The 19,355-nt window shown below is 56.9% G+C and carries 19 protein-coding genes; 13 read left to right on the top strand and 6 right to left on the bottom strand.

Annotation, left to right across the window (positions count from 1 at the left end; translation table 11 throughout):
- The first annotated feature begins 110 nt into the window (after window positions 1-110).
- From M2305_RS08070 to M2305_RS08095, 6 genes are all read left to right on the top strand, one after another.
- Entirely contained in the window at window positions 111-1,316 is a 1,206-nt protein-coding gene (locus M2305_RS08070; RefSeq protein ID WP_211508233.1) for a mechanosensitive ion channel family protein, read from the top strand.
- A 171-nt stretch (window positions 1,317-1,487) separates the two neighbouring features.
- Window positions 1,488-4,013: a TonB-dependent receptor plug domain-containing protein gene (locus M2305_RS08075; RefSeq protein WP_264649069.1), complete on the top strand. Its 2,526-nt coding sequence runs from the start codon at window positions 1,488-1,490 to the stop codon at window positions 4,011-4,013.
- Window positions 4,014-4,162: 149 nt separating this feature from the next.
- On the top strand, window positions 4,163-4,501 hold the full coding sequence (locus M2305_RS08080) for a P-II family nitrogen regulator (RefSeq protein ID WP_029495718.1): 339 nt from the start codon (window positions 4,163-4,165) through the stop codon (window positions 4,499-4,501).
- The gene (locus M2305_RS08085) at window positions 4,501-5,844 is read left to right on the top strand and encodes an ammonium transporter (RefSeq protein WP_086633463.1); all 1,344 of its coding nucleotides are present in this window, start codon (window positions 4,501-4,503) and stop codon (window positions 5,842-5,844) included. Before M2305_RS08080 ends, M2305_RS08085 begins: the two co-directional genes overlap by 1 nt.
- A gap of 58 nt (window positions 5,845-5,902) precedes the next feature.
- Entirely contained in the window at window positions 5,903-6,445 is a 543-nt protein-coding gene (locus M2305_RS08090) for a hypothetical protein (RefSeq protein ID WP_264649070.1), read from the top strand.
- 177 nt (window positions 6,446-6,622) lie between these two features.
- Window positions 6,623-7,624, top strand: coding sequence for a hypothetical protein (locus M2305_RS08095; protein ID WP_264649071.1), 1,002 nt, complete (start codon window positions 6,623-6,625; stop codon window positions 7,622-7,624).
- 11 nt (window positions 7,625-7,635) lie between these two features.
- On the opposite strand, the gene M2305_RS08100 is transcribed toward M2305_RS08095, so the two are convergent.
- A complete protein-coding gene (locus M2305_RS08100) occupies window positions 7,636-8,421 on the bottom strand; it encodes a meso-2,3-butanediol dehydrogenase (RefSeq protein ID WP_264649072.1) in 786 nt (261 codons plus the stop codon).
- Window positions 8,422-8,498: 77 nt separating this feature from the next.
- Here M2305_RS08100 and M2305_RS08105 point away from each other — a divergent pair, with 77 nt between their 5' ends.
- Window positions 8,499-8,783 (top strand): helix-hairpin-helix domain-containing protein, encoded by a 285-nt coding sequence (locus tag M2305_RS08105; protein WP_215766688.1) that lies wholly within the window; start codon window positions 8,499-8,501, stop codon window positions 8,781-8,783.
- Here the strand turns inward: M2305_RS08105 and M2305_RS08110 are convergent.
- Window positions 8,780-9,679, bottom strand: coding sequence for a retroviral-like aspartic protease family protein (locus tag M2305_RS08110; RefSeq protein ID WP_264649073.1), 900 nt, complete (start codon window positions 9,677-9,679; stop codon window positions 8,780-8,782). The two genes, M2305_RS08105 and M2305_RS08110, sit on opposite strands and share 4 nt — an antisense overlap.
- Window positions 9,676-10,626: a tyrosine recombinase XerC gene (locus M2305_RS08115; protein ID WP_264649074.1), complete on the bottom strand. Its 951-nt coding sequence runs from the start codon at window positions 10,624-10,626 to the stop codon at window positions 9,676-9,678. The genes M2305_RS08110 and M2305_RS08115 overlap by 4 nt, the downstream gene beginning before the upstream one ends.
- Before the next feature lie 33 nt (window positions 10,627-10,659).
- On the opposite strand from M2305_RS08115, the gene M2305_RS08120 reads away from it, so the two are divergent.
- Window positions 10,660-12,900, top strand: a complete 2,241-nt coding sequence (locus M2305_RS08120; RefSeq protein ID WP_264649075.1) for a primosomal protein N' — start codon at window positions 10,660-10,662, stop codon at window positions 12,898-12,900.
- 66 nt (window positions 12,901-12,966) lie between these two features.
- Here M2305_RS08120 and M2305_RS08125 read toward each other — a convergent pair whose 3' ends face one another.
- The 3 genes from M2305_RS08125 to ykgO all read right to left on the bottom strand — a co-directional run bounded on the left by M2305_RS08125 (window position 12,967) and on the right by ykgO (window position 14,055).
- Window positions 12,967-13,197 carry a hypothetical protein gene (locus M2305_RS08125; protein ID WP_046900693.1) on the bottom strand — a complete coding sequence of 77 codons (231 nt, stop codon included), beginning with the start codon at window positions 13,195-13,197 and terminating at the stop codon, window positions 12,967-12,969.
- Between the two features lie 64 nt (window positions 13,198-13,261).
- Window positions 13,262-13,888, bottom strand: coding sequence for a tetratricopeptide repeat protein (locus M2305_RS08130; RefSeq protein ID WP_264649076.1), 627 nt, complete (start codon window positions 13,886-13,888; stop codon window positions 13,262-13,264).
- Window positions 13,889-13,929: 41 nt separating this feature from the next.
- The gene (gene ykgO, locus M2305_RS08135) at window positions 13,930-14,055 is read right to left on the bottom strand and encodes a type B 50S ribosomal protein L36 (RefSeq protein WP_007281615.1); all 126 of its coding nucleotides are present in this window, start codon (window positions 14,053-14,055) and stop codon (window positions 13,930-13,932) included.
- 175 nt (window positions 14,056-14,230) lie between these two features.
- Here ykgO and M2305_RS08140 point away from each other — a divergent pair, with 175 nt between their 5' ends.
- From M2305_RS08140 to M2305_RS08160, 5 genes are all read left to right on the top strand, one after another.
- Window positions 14,231-14,686, top strand: a complete 456-nt coding sequence (locus M2305_RS08140) for a hypothetical protein (protein WP_264649077.1) — start codon at window positions 14,231-14,233, stop codon at window positions 14,684-14,686.
- Window positions 14,687-14,852: 166 nt separating this feature from the next.
- Entirely contained in the window at window positions 14,853-16,862 is a 2,010-nt protein-coding gene (locus M2305_RS08145; protein ID WP_264649078.1) for an FUSC family protein, read from the top strand.
- Window positions 16,856-17,056: a DUF1656 domain-containing protein gene (locus M2305_RS08150; RefSeq protein ID WP_046900697.1), complete on the top strand. Its 201-nt coding sequence runs from the start codon at window positions 16,856-16,858 to the stop codon at window positions 17,054-17,056. The genes M2305_RS08145 and M2305_RS08150 overlap by 7 nt, the downstream gene beginning before the upstream one ends.
- 16 nt (window positions 17,057-17,072) lie before the next feature.
- Window positions 17,073-18,023 carry an efflux RND transporter periplasmic adaptor subunit gene (locus M2305_RS08155; protein ID WP_064274642.1) on the top strand — a complete coding sequence of 317 codons (951 nt, stop codon included), beginning with the start codon at window positions 17,073-17,075 and terminating at the stop codon, window positions 18,021-18,023.
- A gap of 129 nt (window positions 18,024-18,152) precedes the next feature.
- Window positions 18,153-19,340, top strand: a complete 1,188-nt coding sequence (locus M2305_RS08160) for a lipase family protein (RefSeq protein WP_264649079.1) — start codon at window positions 18,153-18,155, stop codon at window positions 19,338-19,340.
- Window positions 19,341-19,355 lie beyond the last annotated feature (15 nt).

A 19,355-nucleotide genomic window follows, 5' to 3' on the forward strand; every position in this document is an offset into this window, starting at 1 on the left:
TCCTTGGCCAAATGCGCGCTGAGGGACGCCGCTTACAGCATTTCATTCGCTCAGGATGCAGCCTCCGCGTGACCTGATGGTGGATGACAGGTGATCGTCTAGGGAGACCAATGTTCAGACAGAATTATGTGGACTCAATGTCCAGCCTTCGTCACCAGTTCGACTGGCTGCCTGACCCGCTGGGTTCTGTTCTTCTGCTGATTGCAGCGGCGCTGATTGCTCTTCTGTTCAGTCGGATCATCACGGATGCGCTGCCCCGCCTGCCGGGTCTGAGGAAGATCCAGTTCATTCATGCTTTAACCATCAGGTTAAGGATGAATGTCCGCTATTTTCTGATGATCATAGCCGCCAGTGCAGCTTTGCCAGCGACGGAGGGCTTCTCTCCCGAGACTGAAAAGCTTCTCGCGCACGTGCTGGCCTGTCTGTTCATTATGAACCTGGGCTTCGGCATTATCAGGGCATTTCGTCTGGCGACCGATCAGTACCTGAACCGGATCAGTGCCAAGGAAAACGTGGATGATATCACGGTCCGGTCTCATCAGACGCAGATCCGGGTGCTCCGTCGTCTGATTGAGATCACCTTCGGAGTGCTGACCGTCGCTGCGTCTCTGATGGTTTTCAATTCCGTTCAGAAATTTGGCGTTTCGCTCTTTGCCTCTGCCGGTGCGGCCTCCCTGATCGTGGGTCTCTCCGCCCGACCGGCCTTGTCCAACTTGATTGCGGGTATTCAGATCGCCATTACGCAGCCGATCCGTATGGAAGATATGCTGATCCTGAACGGTGACTGGGCTTGGGTTGAGGAGATCAATGCGACCTACGTCGTCCTGCGGACATGGGATCGTCGGCGCTATATCGTGCCTATTTCCTATTTCCTCGAAAACCCGTTCCAGAACTGGACGCATAGTTCGCAGTCTTTGATCGGCTCCATCTTTCTCTGGCTGGATTACCGCACACCGATGGATCGCTTGCGGGCAATGTTCATGGAAGAAATCGAGCACTGTCCGGACTGGGACAAGGACCGTTCCTCCATTGCCTGCCAGATTGCAGACAGTAATGCCCAGGTCATTTCCATCCGTATGATCGCAGGGGCGGCAGATGCAGGAAACATGTGGAACCTGTCTTGCGATATCCGCGAACGCATGCTGCGTCGTATCCAGATAGAAATGCCGGAATGCCTGCCGCGTGGACGGACTGCGGTCGTATCGGATTCTCCGTCTGACACGCCGTGGCCCGAAAGCCTCATGTCACCGCCCGTTAACCGGCCAGGCGACGGAAAATATCGCGGACCGGACCTGAACACATCATCAGTTTCCTGAAATTTCTCAGTGCCGCACTTCTGGGTTCAAAAGTTTCGTTTTGACCCCACAGGAGTGTGGCATTTATGCACTGGAAATCCTGTGATACATTCTGACAAAGGAATAATCGTAGACACATTTTAAAACGTTTCTAATCTGAACCGAACACCGGATCTGATTAGGACTGCCTGAATGCGCCTCAAGTCACTTCTTCTCGCTACTACAATCGTTACGGTTTTGCACCCAGCACATCAGGCCTCTGCTGCCGTGTATAAAACGACCAAGGCCACGGCGCCTGCAAAGGTGACGGCCAAGACCACAGGGAAGAAAACAGTCGTCCGCCAGGCTGCCGCCACGCCGCGTCGCCCACACGCGGTTGATAGCAACAGCAATGAACAGATGATCGTGACGGGAACGCATGCGTTTAACCGCCGCGCCCGTGATTCCACGAGCCCGATCAGCGTTCTTACCGCTGCCACGCTGCGTCGTTCCGGTCAGATGAACCTTGCGGACGCTATCGTCCGTACGGATCCGTCGATCACAGTGAACGCTATGGGGAGTGATGCCGGTGCGCTGACGTCCTCGATCCGTATGCGTGGTTTGAACCCGAACGAAGTTCTGGTGCTCGTGGATGGAAAGCGCCGTCATACGACAGCCAACATCTACGCCGATGCCGGTCCGCAGCAGGGCTCAACGCCGGTCGATCTGAACATGATCCCGGCTTCTGCAATCGATCATATCGAAATTCTGCGCGATGGCGCGGCCGCAATGTATGGCTCGGACGCCATTGCAGGCGTTGTGAACATCATTCTGAAAAAGACGCCGCATGGCCTGAATATGACCGCGCAGACGGGTGCAAACGCCTATAACGGCGATGGCTGGCAGTATCAGCTTGGCGCGGATGGTGGCTTCGGCTTCCTGGGTGACGGGTATGTCCACATCAGCGGACAGATGTACCACACCGATCACATGGTCCCGAACACGACGGACGTGCGAACTGTTCCGGGGAATTCTGAATACAAGGGCTATAATGTCCCGCACGATTCCAACAAGATCCTGAGCACACCAGAAGAAACCCGCGAAAATCTCAGCATCGAGTTTGGCAAGACGCTGACGGAAGGTGTGAATGGCTATGGCCTCATCACCTATGCTCACCGTCATTCCGAGGCTTACGAAAACTATCGTATGCCGTCTGTTGCCCCGACGCTGTATCCTTATGGTTTCTCTCCGCTCGAAACCATTGAAGAGAACGATTATGCCGCGACACTGGGTCTGAAGGGGGACAATTTCTTCGGTTTCTCCTGGGACCTCAGCTCCACGTATGGTGCGGATGAAGACGATGTCGGCAACAAGAACACTGCCAACCCGAATCTGATTGCAGCTACGGGAACGTCTCCAACGACGGTTCGTGCCGAGACGTATCGCCTGTCCCAGTGGACCAACAATCTGGATTTCCGCCGGCAGTTAAAGATCGCTGATCTTGTACCGGTCACGGTGGCTTTCGGCGGCGAGCATCGTCTTGAAACCTACCAGATCTGGCCAGGCGAAGTTGGATCCTATGCTGATGGTGGAACGCAGGGTTATGCGGGTCTGATGCCAGAGAACGCCGGTAAGTGGAGCCGTGACGTCTGGGCTGCCTATCTTGATGGTGACTTCCATCCGCTGAAGCACTGGGATCTCGATTTTGCAGGTCGTTTTGAGCATTACACGGACGTTGGCAATACCGAGAATGGCAAGGTTTCCACACGGTACGACATCACGAAGCGCATTGCCGTTCGAGCCACGATCAGCAATGGTTTCCGTGCTCCGACCCTGCCGGAAGAAAATTTCAGCTCTCTGAATGTGTCGCCGACGGGGGCATCCGGTCTGCTGTCCACGTCCGGTGCGGCTGGCAAGAGCCTTGGCGCGCAGCATCTGAAGCCTGAGCGCTCCACGAGTGCTGAGGGTGGTATTATTCTTGAGCCCGTTGATGGCTGGCATCTCTCGGCGGATGTCTATCAGATCAACATTCGTGATCGGATTTCCGGCGCCGGTTCTGTTTACGGTGATTCCGCAATCTCGGCGATTGCAATGACAGGCGCAACACTGCCAACAGGTATTACGACGTCTGACGTGTCTGCTAATTACTTTGCCAACGTTGGCAGCACCCGGACCCAGGGTCTCGATATCCAGTCTGACTATCTGCTGCACATGCATCAGTATGGCAACCTAGACCTGACCATGGCTCTCAACCTCAACCGGACCCGTGTCAGCCACATCAACACGAACTCTCAGGGCAATCCGTATCTTAATGAGCAGAGCATTGCGTATCTGACGTCCACCTCTCCGCGGAGCAAGATCATCCTGAACGCGTATTGGACGATCGGAAAGTGGGATGTGAACCTCCGTCAGACGCGCTACGGCGAAACGACGTCCATGCTGACCTATCAGGACCAGACGCCTGCCAGCCTGACCTGCAAGGGGCAGAGCCTTCAGTATTCCAACGTCTGCTGGGGACAGTTCAAGAATACGCCAGTCTGGCTGACGGATCTTGAGGTCGGGTACCGTCTCAACCACATGTGGCACTTCGCTGTGGGCGCCAATAACATCTTCAACCAGCGTCCGCGTCGTCTGACCAAGTATCTGAACTACCTCGGGGCGAATGCTTACGACACAGACTCTTCCGGTATTGGCATTGCTGGCGGTTATTATTACGGCCGTATCAACGCCACGTTCTAATTGTCCTTCAAGACCCAGACGGAGCAGAAATGCCCGGAGGCGCCGGTTTTCCGGTGCCTCCGGGCTGTTTCGTATATTGTTGTTGAACTGGTACAATCTGGGCCATACTGGCCACCAGTCTTCTGATTCCCAACGAGGATATGCCGTTCGTGAAGCTCGTCACCGCAATTATCAAACCCTTCAAGCTTGACGATGTCCGGGAGGCGCTGACGCCACTGGGCGTGCAAGGTCTGACCGTGACGGAAGTCAAAGGTTTTGGCCGTCAGAAAGGCCAGACGGAAATCTACCGCGGCGCCGAGTATCACGTCAGTTTTCTTCCGAAGCTCAAGATCGAGATCGCAGTGGCGGATTCCGTTGTGGAAGATGTTATTGAAGCAATCATGACGGCCGCGCGTACCGGCAAGATCGGGGACGGCAAGATCATGGTCTCCAATCTCGACCAGCTCATTCGCATCCGCACAGGAGAGACCGGGGAGGGCGCTCTGTGATGAGACGTTCCGGTCTTTCGATCATGGCTGCTGGCGCACTTCTGCCAGTATCCGCGATGGCTGCTGATGCGCCTGCCGCCATCGACACAGGCGATACGGCCTGGATGCTGATCAGCACGGCACTCGTTCTGATGATGACAGTGCCTGGTCTTGCGTTGTTCTACGGCGGCATGGTTCGCAAGAAGAACGTTCTTGCAACCCTGATCCAGTCTTTCGCCATCTGTTGTATAGCCAGCCTCGTCTGGATGGTTGCGGGTTACAGTCTGGCCTTTTCGAACGGTACGCCGTGGATTGGTGATCTGTCCCGCGCTTTGCTGAACGGTGTTGCAGCAAACTTCCACAACGGCGTTGATTCCGCTTTCACGCTTGGGGCAGGGACGGCAGCCGCTGTTCCGATGACGATCCCGGAAAGCGTCTATATGATGTTCCAGATGACGTTTGCCGTCATCACGCCAGCCCTGATTACAGGGGCCTACGCGGAACGCATGAAGTTCTCTTCCATGTGCGTCTTCACAATCTTCTGGCTGCTGCTGGTCTATGCGCCTGTCGCTCATTGGGTCTGGAGCCCGACGGGCTGGGTCGCTGGTCTGGGCGCTGTGGACTTTGCCGGTGGCACGGTCGTGCACATCAACTCCGGTGTGGCTGGCCTTGTCTGTGCTTATGTTCTTGGCAAGCGCCGGGGCATCGGAACGGATGACATGTCTCCGTTCAACCTGACATACGCCATTATCGGTGCGTCCCTGCTTTGGGTCGGCTGGTTTGGCTTCAACGCAGGCTCGGCGCTGGGCGCAAACGGTCGTGCAGGCATGGCCATGCTGACAACGCAGCTTGCCGCTGCCGCCGGTGGTGTCGCCTGGATGGCTGTTGAATGGGCGCGGACGGGTAAGCCAACGGCACTTGGCATCATTTCCGGCGTGGTCGCCGGCCTCGTCGCCATTACGCCTGCTGCGGGCTTTGTCCTGCCGGGCGGCGCTGTGGTGATTGGTCTGATTGCCGGCGCAGTCTGCTTCTGGAGTGCAACATGGCTCAAGCACGCTCTCGGCTATGATGACAGCCTCGATGCGTTCGGTGTTCACGGTACGGGTGGTATTATTGGGGCTCTGCTGACAGGCGTTCTGGCCTATGGGCCTCTCTCTGCGACGGACGCCAACCCGTCCGGTACGGTTGGAAGCCTTTCACAGCTTCTGGCTCAGGCGGAAGCCGTCTGCGTGACGATTGTCTGGTGTGTCATCATGACATTCGTGATCCTGAAGGTTCTGGATCGTGTCATGGGTCTGCGTGTTTCTGCAGAAGAGGAACTTGAAGGCCTCGATACGACCATGCATGGTGAACGCATCAACTGATCGTAGTCACCGGCGTTTCTGAACCGGGAGGCTGCGACTTCCCGGTTGACAGACAAGGATGTTTTTCATGGTTTCCAGCCGTATGTTGTCCCGCCTCTCCCTGGCCGCTGTTCTGGCTGCCGGTCTTGCCTCGGTTCCTGCACACGCGATGACGGCCAAGGAATGCCATGCTGCATTCCAGTCCGCCAAGAAGGGCGGCACCCTAAATGGGCAGAGCTATAAGGCCTTCAAGGCTGCAAGCTGTGGTAGCGAAACGGCTGAAGCCGCGCCTGCGACAACTGCTGCCCCGGCAACGGCTGCCACAGCACCAACAACGACGGTCCCTGTCACGACGGGTAAGGCGAACCCGCCTGATTCGTCTGTTGCAGGCACGAAGGCACCGATTGCGTCCAAGAGTGCTCCGGTCACGTCTGGAAATGTTGTGTTCCCAACGGCTGTGTCGTCCCAGTTCTCCAGCCTGTCCGCTGGCAAGGCTCGCATGAAGACCTGTGTTGCCCAGTACAATGCGAACAAGGCGAACGGCGGCAACGGCAGCCTGAAGTGGATCCAGAAGGGTGGCGGTTACTGGTCCCAGTGCAACAGCCGCCTCAAAGGCGAATAATTTCCTACAGTCCCGTGGGTGTCAGAAACCTCCGTTCCTTTACCGGGACGGAGGTTTTTTTATGCCGGTCATTCAGGATTGAGAATTCTGTTGGAGAGTTTCGGTGTAAGGGGAATGGTCAGGCGTTGGTGTCATCATGAGGTGTCATGTTCTGTCGCGTTCGGAAAGTCACGATCAGTGATCAATAGAGGCTTTCTCTTTATTGGGCTGGTAGCTCTTACGATCATCCTGGGACTGACGCCGTCTGCGTCTGCGGAAGAGCAGTCGGACTGTGTCACTGCACCAGTTATTCTCCCATTACTGGGAGGCGAGGGAGATGCGCCGCTTATACCAGTGAAAATCAACGGCAAACCCGCTGCGATGTATGTCAGCCCGGCCTTCGATTATATTTACGTCCGCAATTCTGAAGGAATACAGTTTCCCAAGGGCTATGATGACGCCAAAGTCGTCATTAACGGCACCTATAAGGAAAGCGCCTTTCATTCCAAAATTAATGAACTGGTTCTGGACGATATTCCGCTGAAAGATGTAGACGTTGTCTTGCTCACGAAGGCCAGTACGCAGGTGGTTGACGGGCGACCGATTGTGGGTGTGCTCGGACGCGCGGCGTTATCCCGCCTGGCAGTTCTGATAGATATTCCGGAAAGACAGTTCGCGTATCTTGATGTCAAAGATACGAAAGCCTGCAAGCTGGCGTTTAAAACATTCCTAGGGAATGACAATCATTCCGTGGACATGGAAGACGACTTCACAGTTCATATTCGGGTTGGCGAAAAGAAGAAGCGCGTCAGCCTTGATCCTGATCTGACATACACGACATTTCCGTCTTTCTGGATTTCATCACTAAAGGAAAATCTGGAAGGTCTGGGGGATCAGAAGAAATTCACGCACTATGATGATTTTCTGAGTGTGGGGCAGGGCGCGCTTGTCAAAAACCTTTTTATGGGTGGCGCGCCGATAGAGAATGAAAAAGTTGTCTTTCAGGATGAAGTAGAAATTGGAAGTCTGGGACTTCCGTTCTTTACGGACAAAATCATCATCTGGAGTCTGGAAAACAACCGGATGTATTTCGCCATCCCGGCCCATATGCGCCCTCTTTCCAAAGGGCAGGGGCTGCATTTCTTCGCCACACATTCAGGAAACGTCTCCGTGCGGGACCGGCGCGGAGACGTACAGTAATGTTCTGCAGGTTAGCTCATAGGGAAGGGTGGCTGCCCGTTTGATGCGGTCACACCGCCATCAACAGGCATAATCAATCCGGTAATGTAAGCCGCGTCCTCACTGGCCAGGAATGTGATTGCTGCGGCCATATCTTCCGGCTCTCCCAGACGCCGCAACGGAACGCGGTCTTCGACGCTTTTGACGAAAGCTGGATTTTTAAGGGCATCCGCCGTCATGGCAGTGCGTGTGACCGACGGGCAGATGGCATTGACGCGAACGCCGTCCTTTCCGTGATCCATCGCCAGAACGCGCGTCAGGTTCACAACGCCGCCTTTGGCAACATCGTAATAGGCCGTGTTCCAGTCTCCCCTCATTCCAGAGACGGAGGCCGTGTTGACGATGTTGCCTTTGCTCTGGATCAGCAAGGGCAGGAAGGTGCGGCTGACATTCAGGGTTCCGGTCAGGGTTGTGGCACACACGGTCTGCCAGGCGTCTAGATCGCCGTCCAGAACCGTGCCGATTGTGGTGACACCGGCGTTGTTCACCAGCACATCCAGTGTACCGAACGTTTGTTTGGTGAGGTCCAGCAGTTTCTGAACTTCGTCGGGTTTTGAAATGTCTGTCAGAGAGGCCGTAGCTTTGTTCTGGTCGAGGCTCTTCATGACCTCGTCGAGCTTTTCCTGATCCCGGTCCACAAGAATGACATGAGCGCCTTCGTCAAGGAAACGAAGGGCTGTCGCATGACCAATACCCGATGCCGCCCCCGTCACGAGAACCTTGCGGCCAGTGAAACGTGATAGTCCCTGCGTCGCCATGAATAATGTCCTTTTGTTGCTAGGACTTTAAAGTGCCGCTCGCTACAATGGTTGCCTCAAATAAAGGGCGAGCAGGCATGAGTGATCTCACAATGCTGAAGAATGTTGGCAAAGCAGCACTCGCAGATTTTGCCATATTGGGGATTACCTCAACTGCACAACTGGCATCCTGTGAGCCGGACGATCTTTATCTGAAGCTCTGTCACCTAACGCAGCAGCGTCATGATCCCTGTGTGCATGACGTGTTTGCAGCCACCATCCATCAGGCAAAAACAGGAGAAGCCCTGAACTGGTGGGCTTTTACCGCGGCCCGCAAGGAACGGATGAAATCCGGGACGTTCTGTACGCTCCCAACTCCTTAATGAACGAAAATCTGGTTTGTGGCGTAAGAGAGCCAGATGTCGTGTTTGGCGAACCAGTCTGAGCCCAGCAGCATGTCGGCCTGATCATGAACCGGGGCGACAGTCAGAACGGGATCAACCCACACCGTGCCCCCCATGGAAAAGCGTTTGAAGCGATGCCAGTGGTAGCGGCGTTCATGCAGGTCCACCCCAGCAGTGATGCCGCCAGGGTCGAGCGCGAGCAGCTCATCCGTGAGGCCGAGGCGATAGGCGAAATCGGTGCTGACAATATGGGAGCGCGCGCCGCTGTCGAGAAGCGCCGTTCCGCGCGTCCCATCAAGCGTGAATGTTACCATCAGGCGTCCGTCAACCTGTCGGGCCGGAACCGTATTCCACTGGCCTTTCCAAGTGGGCTGAAGCTGGCAGGACGCGCTGTTTGAGGAAACTTTCCAGAACACGAGCTTCTGATGGGGGACGTCAAATTCCAGATCATACCCATCCAGAACATCTGCCCCAAGAAGCCCCAGAATAGGCGGATGAATCATCGGGGAACCGGGGAGAGAGCCTATGGGCATGGACCCGGCGCCCAGAGAAAGGTGTCCCAGTTGCAGATCCGCAATACGGACATTGGCCACAAGGCGAGGTGTTCCATTGGGCCCCTGCATAACAGTGTGACGGTCAGGGTCCTGAGGTAGATGAAGCGCTGCAACGCCCTGCGGTGTCATCAGACTTCCCTGTGAGCCGGTATCTACGATCATGGAGACCGCGTGGCCGTTGATCTGGGCGGGAACGCTTAGATATCCACCATCATCGCGCAGCGGCAGAACGGCCGCTTGTACCGTGTGGCATGGCACTGCTTCAGCCTTTCCGGTCAGAGCCATAAGAGCAGCCAAAATGCCCCATGTCAGTCTTTTCATTCCTGCTCCGCCCGTGGGTGTGCCTTGCGCCAGACGTCCAGCAGGTGCTTTTCGTCTGCCAGAGTATAAGCCTGGGTGGTGGAAAGACTGGCATGGCCCATGAGTTCCTGAATGGCACGCAGATCAGCGCCACCTTCCATCAAATGGGTCGCAAAAGAGTGGCGAAGAGCATGCGGTGTGGCGGAATCCGGCAGGCCTTCTCCCTTGCGCCATTCGCGCATGGCCCGCTGGGCGACGCCGGGGTTCAGGCGGCCTCCCCGCACACCGCAGAACAGCGGAGCGTCCGGGGCCGGAGAAGGGTGAACCCCTTTCCATAACTCCAACGCGTCACGGACTGCCGGAAGCAGCGGAACCAGACGTTCCTTCCCCCCTTTGCCCACCACGCGCAGCATGTTCTCACCAGCGTTGGTCAGGTCCCGCACATCAAGGGCCAAGGCTTCACCAATCCGCAAGCCCGTCCCGTACAGAAGCGTAAAGAGTGCTTTGTCCCGGATGGCAGCAGCGCTCGTAAAAGCATCGTCGGAAATCCCTTCCGGCGCGGCCAGAGCCTGCTCCTGTCCAAGAGGACGTGGAAGGCGCTTTTTCAGCCGTGGGGTCGCGAGGAGCCCCGGGGCAGGATTCGAGACATCATGGCGCATGGCCAGATAGCGAAAGAACGATCGCAGGGCCGAAACATGTCGTGCTCTGGAACGAGCGCGCGCATCGGCATTCGTGGCGCGACGTGTGGGTTTTTCGCTCCGGGCAGTTTCATAAGCCAGCCACGCCCGGAGATCAGCAAGGGAGAGCTTTGCCAGAGCGGTTAGATCAACCTCGCCCCCCAGATGCTGCTCAAAGAAGGAGAGGGCCATAACGATATCATGGCGATAGGCCTCAACCGTTCGCAGGCTGGAGCGTCGTTCATGGGTCAGCCATTCGGTCCAGTCGCGTAATGCGTCATGGGCCATCATGGCATTTCGGGCTCAGGGAGGTTAGACACAGGCATGGCATCCAGCAGCCTACCCAAGCCTGACCTCTGGCGAAAGCCACCCTCCACCGGAACGCGTGTCTCGGTGCTCGTTCCGCTGCCTTTTCCGGGTCCGTTAGACTATCTGGCACCCATGGCGCTTCAGCCGGGCGATCTGGTGTCAATTCCTCTGGGAAAGCGGGAAACGGTCGGATGTGTCTGGGATACGACCAGCACAGTCCCTGCTGACTTCGCGACGGCTCCGGGGCGGGAGGTTCCGCTGTCCCGTTTGCGTCCTGTTGCTGAAAAGCTGGACGTACGCCCCCTGCCGGGCAGTCTGCGGCGGTTTATTGATTGGGTTGCTGCATATACCCTGACGCCGCCTGGTCTGGTGCTGGCGATGGCAACCCGCATTCACCTGAAGGACGCACCAAAGCCTGCGTTGGGTTGGGTTAGAACGGAACAACCGGAAGAGGGCCTTCGCATCACTCCGGCCCGTCGATCCGTCCTCAATGCGGCGTCCGATGCACCGATGACGACGTCTGATCTTGCGGCGGCCAGCGGCGCCAGTTCCGCCGTGATCCGAGGGCTCGCGACTGCGGGGCTCCTTCGGGAAGCCGTCATCTCTGTCGCGGCCCCTTTCGCAACGCCGGACCCAACCCACGGCGCACCGCAGCTTTCTGAAGAGCAGGCAGACGTTGCCGAGCAGCTGTGCCGCCCGGTGAAAGAGCAGCGTTTTGACGTCACTCTGCTGGAAGGTGTGACAGGATCGGGAAAGACCGAAGTTTATTTCGAGGCTGTCGCGGCCTGTCTGGCGCAAGGGAAACAGGTTCTGGTCCTGTTGCCGGAAATTGCTCTGTCAGCTCAGTGGACGGATCGGTTCATCCGTCGTTTTGGAGCAGACCCAGCCGTATGGCACTCCGACCTCGGAACCAAGCGTCGACGCGAAACATGGCGCGCTGTAGCGGACGGGACGGCGCGTGTCGTTGTGGGCGCACGATCAGCGCTCTTCCTGCCGTTTGAAGATCTTGGGCTTGTCGTGGTGGACGAGGAGCATGAGAGTGCCTTCAAGCAGGAAGAAGGCGTCATGTATCATGGGCGGGACATGGCTGTGGTTCGCGCCCGTCTGGCGAACGCTCCTGCCATTCTCGTGTCTGCCACGCCATCACTGGAGACGCTGGCGAATGTGGAAAGCGGCCGCTATCGCCATGAGCTTCTGACTGCCCGCCATGGTGGCGCGACGATGCCGGACGTCTCTCTGGTCGATATGCGGGCTGCTCCGCCAGAGCGTGGGCTCTTTTTGTCCCCGGTGCTCTGCAATGCCATTGATGAGACCCTGAAGAACGAGGAGCAGGCGATGCTGTTCCTCAACCGTCGTGGCTATGCCCCGCTCACCCTCTGTCGTGCCTGCGGGCACCGAATGCAGTGCCCTAACTGCTCCACCTGGCTGGTGGAGCATCGCGCGCGTGGCATCCTGACCTGTCATCATTGCGGTCACACCGAGAGTATTCCGTCAGACTGCCCGCAATGCCACGCCGAACACTCTCTGGTGCCAATCGGGCCGGGAATTGAGCGCATTACGGAAGAGGCAAAGCTACGTTTTCCTGAAGCGAAGATCCTGGTCATGTCTTCGGATACACTGGGTTCCCCGGCGGCTACGGCGGAAGCCGTACGGAAGATCACGGATGGCGAGGTCAATCTCATCATCGGAACCCAGATTGTCGCCAAGGGCTGGCATTTCCCGAAGCTGACGCTGGTCGGTGTTGTGGATGCGGATCTGGGGTTAGGCGGCGGCGATCTGCGGGCAGCGGAACGCACGGTTCAGCTTTTGCACCAGGTCGCGGGTCGTGCGGGTCGTGCGGAGCGTCCTGGCCGTGTCCTGCTTCAGAGCTACGTGGGTGAGCACCCTGTCATGACGGCGCTTGTCTCCAATGATTTCCAGACCTTCATGGAGCAGGAAGCTGAGCAGAGACGCCCTTCTTTCTGGCCACCATACGGCCGTCTGGCTGCGTTGATCATCAGTGCTGCGACAGCAGACGCGGCAGATGCGCTGGCAAAGGAAATTGCGTTTGCGGCGCCGGAGCGGGAAGGGGTACAGGTTCTTGGCCCAGCCCCCGCGCCTTTGGCTGTGCTGAGAGGGCGACACCGTCGGCGGCTGTTGCTGCGAACAATGCGTGGCATCGCCGTACAGCCGATTCTGCGAGACTGGCTGAAAGATATCAAGCCGACTGGTAGTGCCCGGATCGATATTGATATTGATCCAATTTCGTTCCTCTAAGGGCTGCGAGGAACGGGGAAAGGTGATCTGGCCAGCAACCTGAAAAGGTGTCTGGCCAAACCAAACTCAGGCCTTCCGGTTGCGGAAGAACTGGATGGTTGCTGCCACGACGGAAATCACGGCGAGTGCCTGTTGGAAATAGGGGCGGAAACGCTTGGGGCCGATCGTGGCCATGCCGGTCATGACTGCCAGGCTGATTTCGCGGGCGCGACCGGCATGCTTGCAGCAGGCTTTGACTTTGCTGCAGCAACCCTGTTTTGCGGGAGCCTGATCGGCGGGAACTGTTTTGGTTTTCATGAAGGTCCTCCTGAATAGAGTGAATCAGGGAATGAACGCTGACGAATACAAGAGGTTGTGTTCGTCAGTCTTCCTGTCCGTCTTTCTCTGTCTGAAGGATTTTGAGTTGCTTGTCTGCATCAGGAGCATGCGGATCAAGCTGCATCATCTGTTTGTAAGCACGAAGGGCAGCGTTTGGCTCGTGCCTTTCCCGCTCTGCATCCGCCAGCATTCCCCATGCCGTTGCGTCACCGGGGTCTGCCTGAATAACCACCCCGAGATCGGAAATCGCCCCATTGTTGTCGCCCGCGGCAAGGCGCACGGCAGCACGATAACGACGAAGAATGGATTGGTCAGGCTGGATGGTGATGGCGGAGGTGAGGTCGTCTTCTGCGTTCTGGAAATCGTGTTTGCCCAGTGCGTCCTGCGAATCGGATAGGAGCAACCGTACAGCGCCTGTCAGGCTGCGGCTGCGCAGGCTTTCAGCCTGGTCAGCAAGCTGACGCGCAATTTTCTCATTTCCAGCGAGAGCGAGAGCCTTTTCCGCCTCAACAAGACGTTCCTGAACGGTCTTGTGGTGTGGATGTGTCTTGCTGGAATCGTTTTTTGCAGGGGAGGGAGCGCTGGCCGGTCCGGATGTTTGGGACGGGGCAGGGGGCGGCGGTGTGGCAGAGGAAATGGCCGGTGCACAAAGCAGAACGGCGCCAGCCATCAGCCAGCGCCGTCTGTTTGATATCCGGCGGATCAAAGCTATTAGCCCTGACGTGCCTTCATGCGCGGGTTCTTCTTGTTGATGATGTAAACGCGTCCACGACGGCGGACAACGCGGCAGTCCTTGTCGCGGACCTTTGCGGACTTCAGGCTGTTGCGGATCTTCATGATGTTTCCAGGCTCTCGACTGTATGGCCCACAATGGACCGGATAGCGGGCCGAAACGCCCGCAAAAGGATGGCCTCGCTTAACGACCGTCCCTTAAGGAGTCAAGGTCAACAGCGTCCCGCAGCGCGGAAAAGCTGCCAGAATGCGTTCTGCAACGGTGTGTGACTAACATGCCATGAGGCTTGTCCGGAGATTATTTTCCCCTAATCATGCCGTCATGATCAAGCGTCGCTTTGTGGCCACCCTCCTTCTGGCCGTCCCGCTCGCCTTTCCAGCCCTGGCTCACGCCGAGGATGGAGGGGCCAAAACCAATGATGACGACCCATCGATCAATGCTTTGGGCATCGGGGTCAATCAGGTCCTCAAGGTTCTGCAGACTCACCCCGATTCTGCCACGGATGCCTGCATCAACGCCCTCAAGGAAATGCACGCTGCGCAGGACCAGCTGAGCAAGGAAGAGGGCCATGAAAACAATCAGGACGTTGAGGTGGCGCGGGACGTGACATCGTCCACCATGGAAGACGTGACAACGATCTGTGGTGCGGATGCACGGACGCTGTGCAGGGAGTCAGCGGAAAGTAATCCGAAGCTCGACGCAGCATGTCATGCTTTGCCCCATGAAGACGACTGAGGATTCGGTACATCACGTTCAGGCGATAAAATCCGTCAAATCATGTCAGGGGCAATACAGGGCTAACCTTCTTCTAAAGTGAGGAGTAGGGTTTTCAGTCTGAGTTGATGACTGGAACTGTAAGCTGCGCCGGAATGACCCGTTTGCCTGGCAGGGATAATCTGTCTTGACCGCCACGTTACAGTCGGTCTTTCGCCCGGGATGGATCCAGTTCAGCCTCCGAACCTGGATTGCGCTCGTTCTGGCTTTGGCCACGGCGTTCTGGGCGCAGGTCGATACACCGGCCGGCGCTGGCGTGACTGTCATGATTCTTGCCCAGCCCCTGAGAGGGCAAGCCCTTTCCAAGGCATTTTATCGCTTTCTCGGGACCCTGCTGGGTGTCGGCGTTTCTATCCTTCTGATTTCCATGTTCAGCCAGGATCGTGGCCTCTTTCTGGGAGGCGTCGCTCTCTGGATGGCTGGTTGTGCTTTTGTGGGGACGCTGGAGCGCGACTTCCGGGCTTATGGTGCCCTTTTGGCTGGCTACATGGTGGCACTTGTTGCTGTTGCCAGTATCGATGCACCCCAGAACATCTATCATGTCAGTGTGGCGCGTGCCTCAACGGTCGCTATCGGCGTTGCATCCATTGCGGTCGTCAATCTGCTGTCTGGCTCACCACAGGCCTGGCGCAATCTTGCCAAGGGGCTCCAGAACCTCGGGCAGAGAATCCGTGGCCTGAGCCACTCCGCCATCATGGGAGAGCCGTCCCCCTCCGCGCAGTGGACAACGGCTCTGGCCTCCGAAATCCTGTCTCTGATGACGCAGATTTCTTACGCCCGGACAGAGCTGGATCGTAGCCGCCTGCGGATGGCAGGAGCCAAACTCAGCATCATCGGTATGTTGACGGTTCTCACCTGTAGCCGTGCGATTTCTACGTTGCTGAGTGAAGGTGGGGTAACGGACATTCTGGTCCGCTACGTGCGCCAGTGGCACGAGCGTGTTGAGGATGGCACGAACCGTCAGGAAACGATGGGCACCATCCTGTCCAACATCAGACGGGAAGATCCGGAGTATTTCCCAACGCCTCGGGATGCCTGGTTTCTGGAGCGTGCTGCGACGCTTCTGAGTAACCGGCTGCATATCCGCACGGGTATCAGTACACTCATGAAAGCAACCCCGGCAGGGGAGGCGCTGAAACTGGCGACGCTTTCAAACAATCCAGACTACATTACAGCGTTCATCAACAGCATGCGTGTGCTGCTTGGTTTCAGTTTTATAGCAGCATTCTGTGTGGGAACGGGCCAGCCAGCTTCTGCCACCGCCCTTTCCCAGAGCGCACTCGTTCTTGTCCTTGCATCTTCGTCACTGGACACGGCGGTGTTCGGTAAAGGCGCCATGATCGGGACGCCTTTGGGAATCCTTGCGGCCGGGTTTCTGTCCTTCTGGGTCTTACCCCACGTCTATACCCTTCAGGGGCTGGCTTTTGTTCTGCTTCCCCAGACCGTTATTGCCTGCCTGCTTCTGATGAATCCGAAAACAACCGCTGTGGGCTTTCACTATGGTGCGTTCTTTCTCGTCTTCGTAGGCTTGGGTAATCACCACAGTTACGACCCGGGCGCGTTCCTCGAACGCAACACGTTCTATTTCCTGTCAGCGGTTCTTTCATTCATCCTTCTGGTTCTGCTGTGGCCCCCAACTGCGCGCCGCCATCGGTTCCGCATTGCCGTGACCATTTCTTCGGATCTGGAATCACAGCTGAGCGGTCATGGTGAGGCTATGGGCCCTGCGTTGCTCAGCCGGAAATATGATCGTCTGAGCCAGCTTCTGTTGTGGACAAAGCGTCTCCCGAAGCGCGGTACGGCCTCAGAGCATGTTTTTGAGCGCCTTGTCGCGCTGGAGGATCTGTCCAGCACGATTGCCCGTGTGCGTCTGTACCTCGATCAGGCGGCGCGGATGCCGTCTCTGAGGCACCTTGTGAGACCTGCGCGTAAAGCGCTCGCACAGGATAGTCTGGCGCTGCTGGAGAGTGAGCTGGCAGATATGACGCAGGCCTTTCTTGACCGACTGCGTCTGGGCGCCCCCAGTGAGGAAATTCTGATCCTCAACTGTGTTGGTGGGCTGGAGTCCGTGCGCGTCATGCTTCTGCGAAATCGGACAGCCGTTCATCATTATGGAATAGGACGCAAACGATGGTGATGAGACAGGTCGTAGACCTTGGCGGTTTGCTTGTGTCCGCGTTCGTCGTCAATCTGGCGTTGTCACTTCTGACGCTGGCCATTCTCCGCTGGCTCATGGGCTGGCTTGATCTGTGGCGTTTCGTCTGGGATCCGCCGCTTGCCCAGTTCGGCATCCTTATCTGCCTGCTTGGGCTCTATACCCTGATCCTCTGATACAAGGCCGTTTCAAGTGCTATCCAGTGCCCATCGTCTGATCCGCCTGACCATTACGATCTCCATTCTTGTGGTGGCTGCCGTCGTGGTGGTTATCCTGTGGGATTACTACACGGCCTCTCCCTGGACACGGAATGGCCAGGTGCGTGTTCAGGTCGCCAATATCGCGCCACGTGTTTCAGGGCAGATCCTGCATGTGAATGTGCTGGACAATCAGCCGGTTCACCATGGAGACGTCCTGTACGAAATTGACCCGTTCGATTTCCAGGTTGCGGTGGATGCGGCCAAAGCCAAGGTGGCCGAACGCAAGGCAGACATGGAGTTCAAGGAAGTTCAGGCCCAGTGGCGTAAAGCCATTCCCGGTGTGGCGGTCTCACAGGAAGAAAAGAAGCAGTACGTTGCACTGTCGCAGCAGGCAGCAGCGCAATACGCTTCTGCTCAGGCAGACCTGCGTCAGGCAGAAATCAATCTGGACCGTACAAAAGTCCGCAGTTCCATAGATGGTATTGTCACAAACCTGATCATGCGACCGGGTGACTTTGCAACGGCTGGCGTCGTGAACATGCACGTCATTGATACCAACTCATACTGGATCGACGGCTATTTCGAAGAGACCAAGGTCCATGATCTGGATGAAGGCGATCTCGTTCGCATGGATCTGATGGGCTACCACGACCCACTTTTCGGACATATCGAGAGTATTACGCGCGGTATTGCCAGTAACAATGCACTGGTGAATGAGCAGGGTCTGCCGACAGTTGATCCGGTTTATACATGGGTGCGTCTGGCACAGCGTATTCCTGTGCGCGTGAAAATCGATAAGGTCCCATCCGATCTCACATTGGCTGCTGGCATGACCGCAACCGTGACGGTCGTTTCAGAGACGGGAAATCGTCGTCATCGTTCAACGCAGGATGCGTTTCAGCATTTCGGTGATGATGTTCGTCACCTCTTTGGTCACAAATAACGGAAATTCCAGTATCCGGGGCGAAAAGGCCCCGATTTGGGTTGGCACAAGATTTTCACACAACTTTTTCCGTCAGAACCCGTACCTTACTTTGTCAGGCCCACAGAGCATTTCAGGTAAGGAAGAATTGTGCGCGTATCTTTTTCCCATAAGACGATCAGTCTGGTTATGGGTGGCGTTTGTATTGCTGCCATCTCAGCGCAGGCGAATGCCGCACCGCAGAACAGCGCACAGAAGCCGGGTGTTCTGCTGAACTCTGCTCCGTTGGCAGAGACCCTGAGCCTTCCGAATGCTGCTCGTTCCCTGCGCATCACCTATCTTTCCACAGATGGTGTTACGGGGAAGGGGCTCGTCCCCGTGACTGCCGAAGTCATTGTTCCTGCTGGTGAAGCGCCTGCAGGCGGGTGGCCGATTGTTGCCTGGGCGCATGGTACGGTTGGAAATGATGACAGCTGCGCACCGTCTCTGAACCCCTACAGCGCGCGCAATACTCATTACCTGTCCGAATGGATGAAGCGCGGTTTTGCCATCGTCGCAACGGATTACCAGGGGCTGGGAACACCGGGTGTACACCCTTATCTGAATACACGGGCTGAAGCTTATAGCGTGCTGGACTCTGTACGGGCTGCGCTGAAGTCTGTGCCAGGCCTTCAGAACAAGGTGATGATCGTCGGGCAGTCCCAGGGCGGCGGTGCAGCTTTTGCCTCTGCGGCGTTTGCACCGACTTATGCTCCGGATATCAATGTGCGCGGGACTGTGGCGACAGGCATCCCGTACATGACGCCGGAAATACTGTCTGGCCTGTTGCAGGAAGCTGGCAAGTCATTGGGATATAGCCCGTTGGTGGCTTACACGCTGCTGATTGGTTCGTCCTATGCTGGTCTGCATCCGACCTTCCGTCCCGAAGACGCCTTTACGTCCAAGGCGATGCCGGCGTTCAAGGCAGCGGCTGACTCCTGCCTGACGGGCCTGTCAGACATGGCGGAGAAAGACGGTCTGACGCTTGCGAATGCGCTTCAGCCTACGTTTGTGAAGGCCATGACGCCTGCATTCAAAACAATGACGTACCCGACGTTGAAACTGGCCCAGCCACTTTTTGTTGGAACGGGCACCGCAGATCAGGACGTTCCTCCACAGTTGCAGGAAGGCTTGGTCAAGGCAGCCTGTGCAGCTGGATCAACAGTACAGGCGCATTTGTATAAAGGGCTGGACCACTCTCAGACAGTCAATGCATCCCTGCCGGACTCTGCGGCTTTCACAAAGGCCGTGATGGCGGGTGAGCCTGTCACACCGCAGTGCACGCCGATTCCTCAATAATCAGATGATCACCCT

Origin of the sequence: Gluconobacter cerinus, assembly GCF_025961355.1 — a bacterium.
In the GTDB taxonomy this organism is placed as follows: domain Bacteria; phylum Pseudomonadota; class Alphaproteobacteria; order Acetobacterales; family Acetobacteraceae; genus Gluconobacter; species Gluconobacter cerinus.

Bases quoted from the DNA above. Each gene is read 5' to 3' on its own strand.
- M2305_RS08070 (WP_211508233.1), top strand. From the start codon at position 111: ATGTTCAGACAGAATTATGTGGACTCAATGTCCAGCCTTCGTCACCAG.
- M2305_RS08075 (WP_264649069.1), top strand. From the start codon at position 1,488: ATGCGCCTCAAGTCACTTCTTCTCGCTACTACAATCGTTACGGTTTTG.
- M2305_RS08085 (WP_086633463.1), top strand. From the start codon at position 4,501: ATGAGACGTTCCGGTCTTTCGATCATGGCTGCTGGCGCACTTCTGCCA.
- M2305_RS08090 (WP_264649070.1), top strand. From the start codon at position 5,903: ATGTTTTTCATGGTTTCCAGCCGTATGTTGTCCCGCCTCTCCCTGGCC.
- M2305_RS08100 (WP_264649072.1), bottom strand. From the start codon at position 8,421: ATGGCGACGCAGGGACTATCACGTTTCACTGGCCGCAAGGTTCTCGTG.
- M2305_RS08105 (WP_215766688.1), top strand. From the start codon at position 8,499: ATGAGTGATCTCACAATGCTGAAGAATGTTGGCAAAGCAGCACTCGCA.
- M2305_RS08110 (WP_264649073.1), bottom strand. From the start codon at position 9,679: ATGAAAAGACTGACATGGGGCATTTTGGCTGCTCTTATGGCTCTGACC.
- M2305_RS08115 (WP_264649074.1), bottom strand. From the start codon at position 10,626: ATGATGGCCCATGACGCATTACGCGACTGGACCGAATGGCTGACCCAT.
- M2305_RS08120 (WP_264649075.1), top strand. From the start codon at position 10,660: ATGGCATCCAGCAGCCTACCCAAGCCTGACCTCTGGCGAAAGCCACCC.
- M2305_RS08125 (WP_046900693.1), bottom strand. From the start codon at position 13,197: ATGAAAACCAAAACAGTTCCCGCCGATCAGGCTCCCGCAAAACAGGGT.
- M2305_RS08130 (WP_264649076.1), bottom strand. From the start codon at position 13,888: ATGGCTGGCGCCGTTCTGCTTTGTGCACCGGCCATTTCCTCTGCCACA.
- ykgO (WP_007281615.1), bottom strand. From the start codon at position 14,055: ATGAAGATCCGCAACAGCCTGAAGTCCGCAAAGGTCCGCGACAAGGAC.
- M2305_RS08140 (WP_264649077.1), top strand. From the start codon at position 14,231: ATGAGGCTTGTCCGGAGATTATTTTCCCCTAATCATGCCGTCATGATC.
- M2305_RS08150 (WP_046900697.1), top strand. From the start codon at position 16,856: ATGGTGATGAGACAGGTCGTAGACCTTGGCGGTTTGCTTGTGTCCGCG.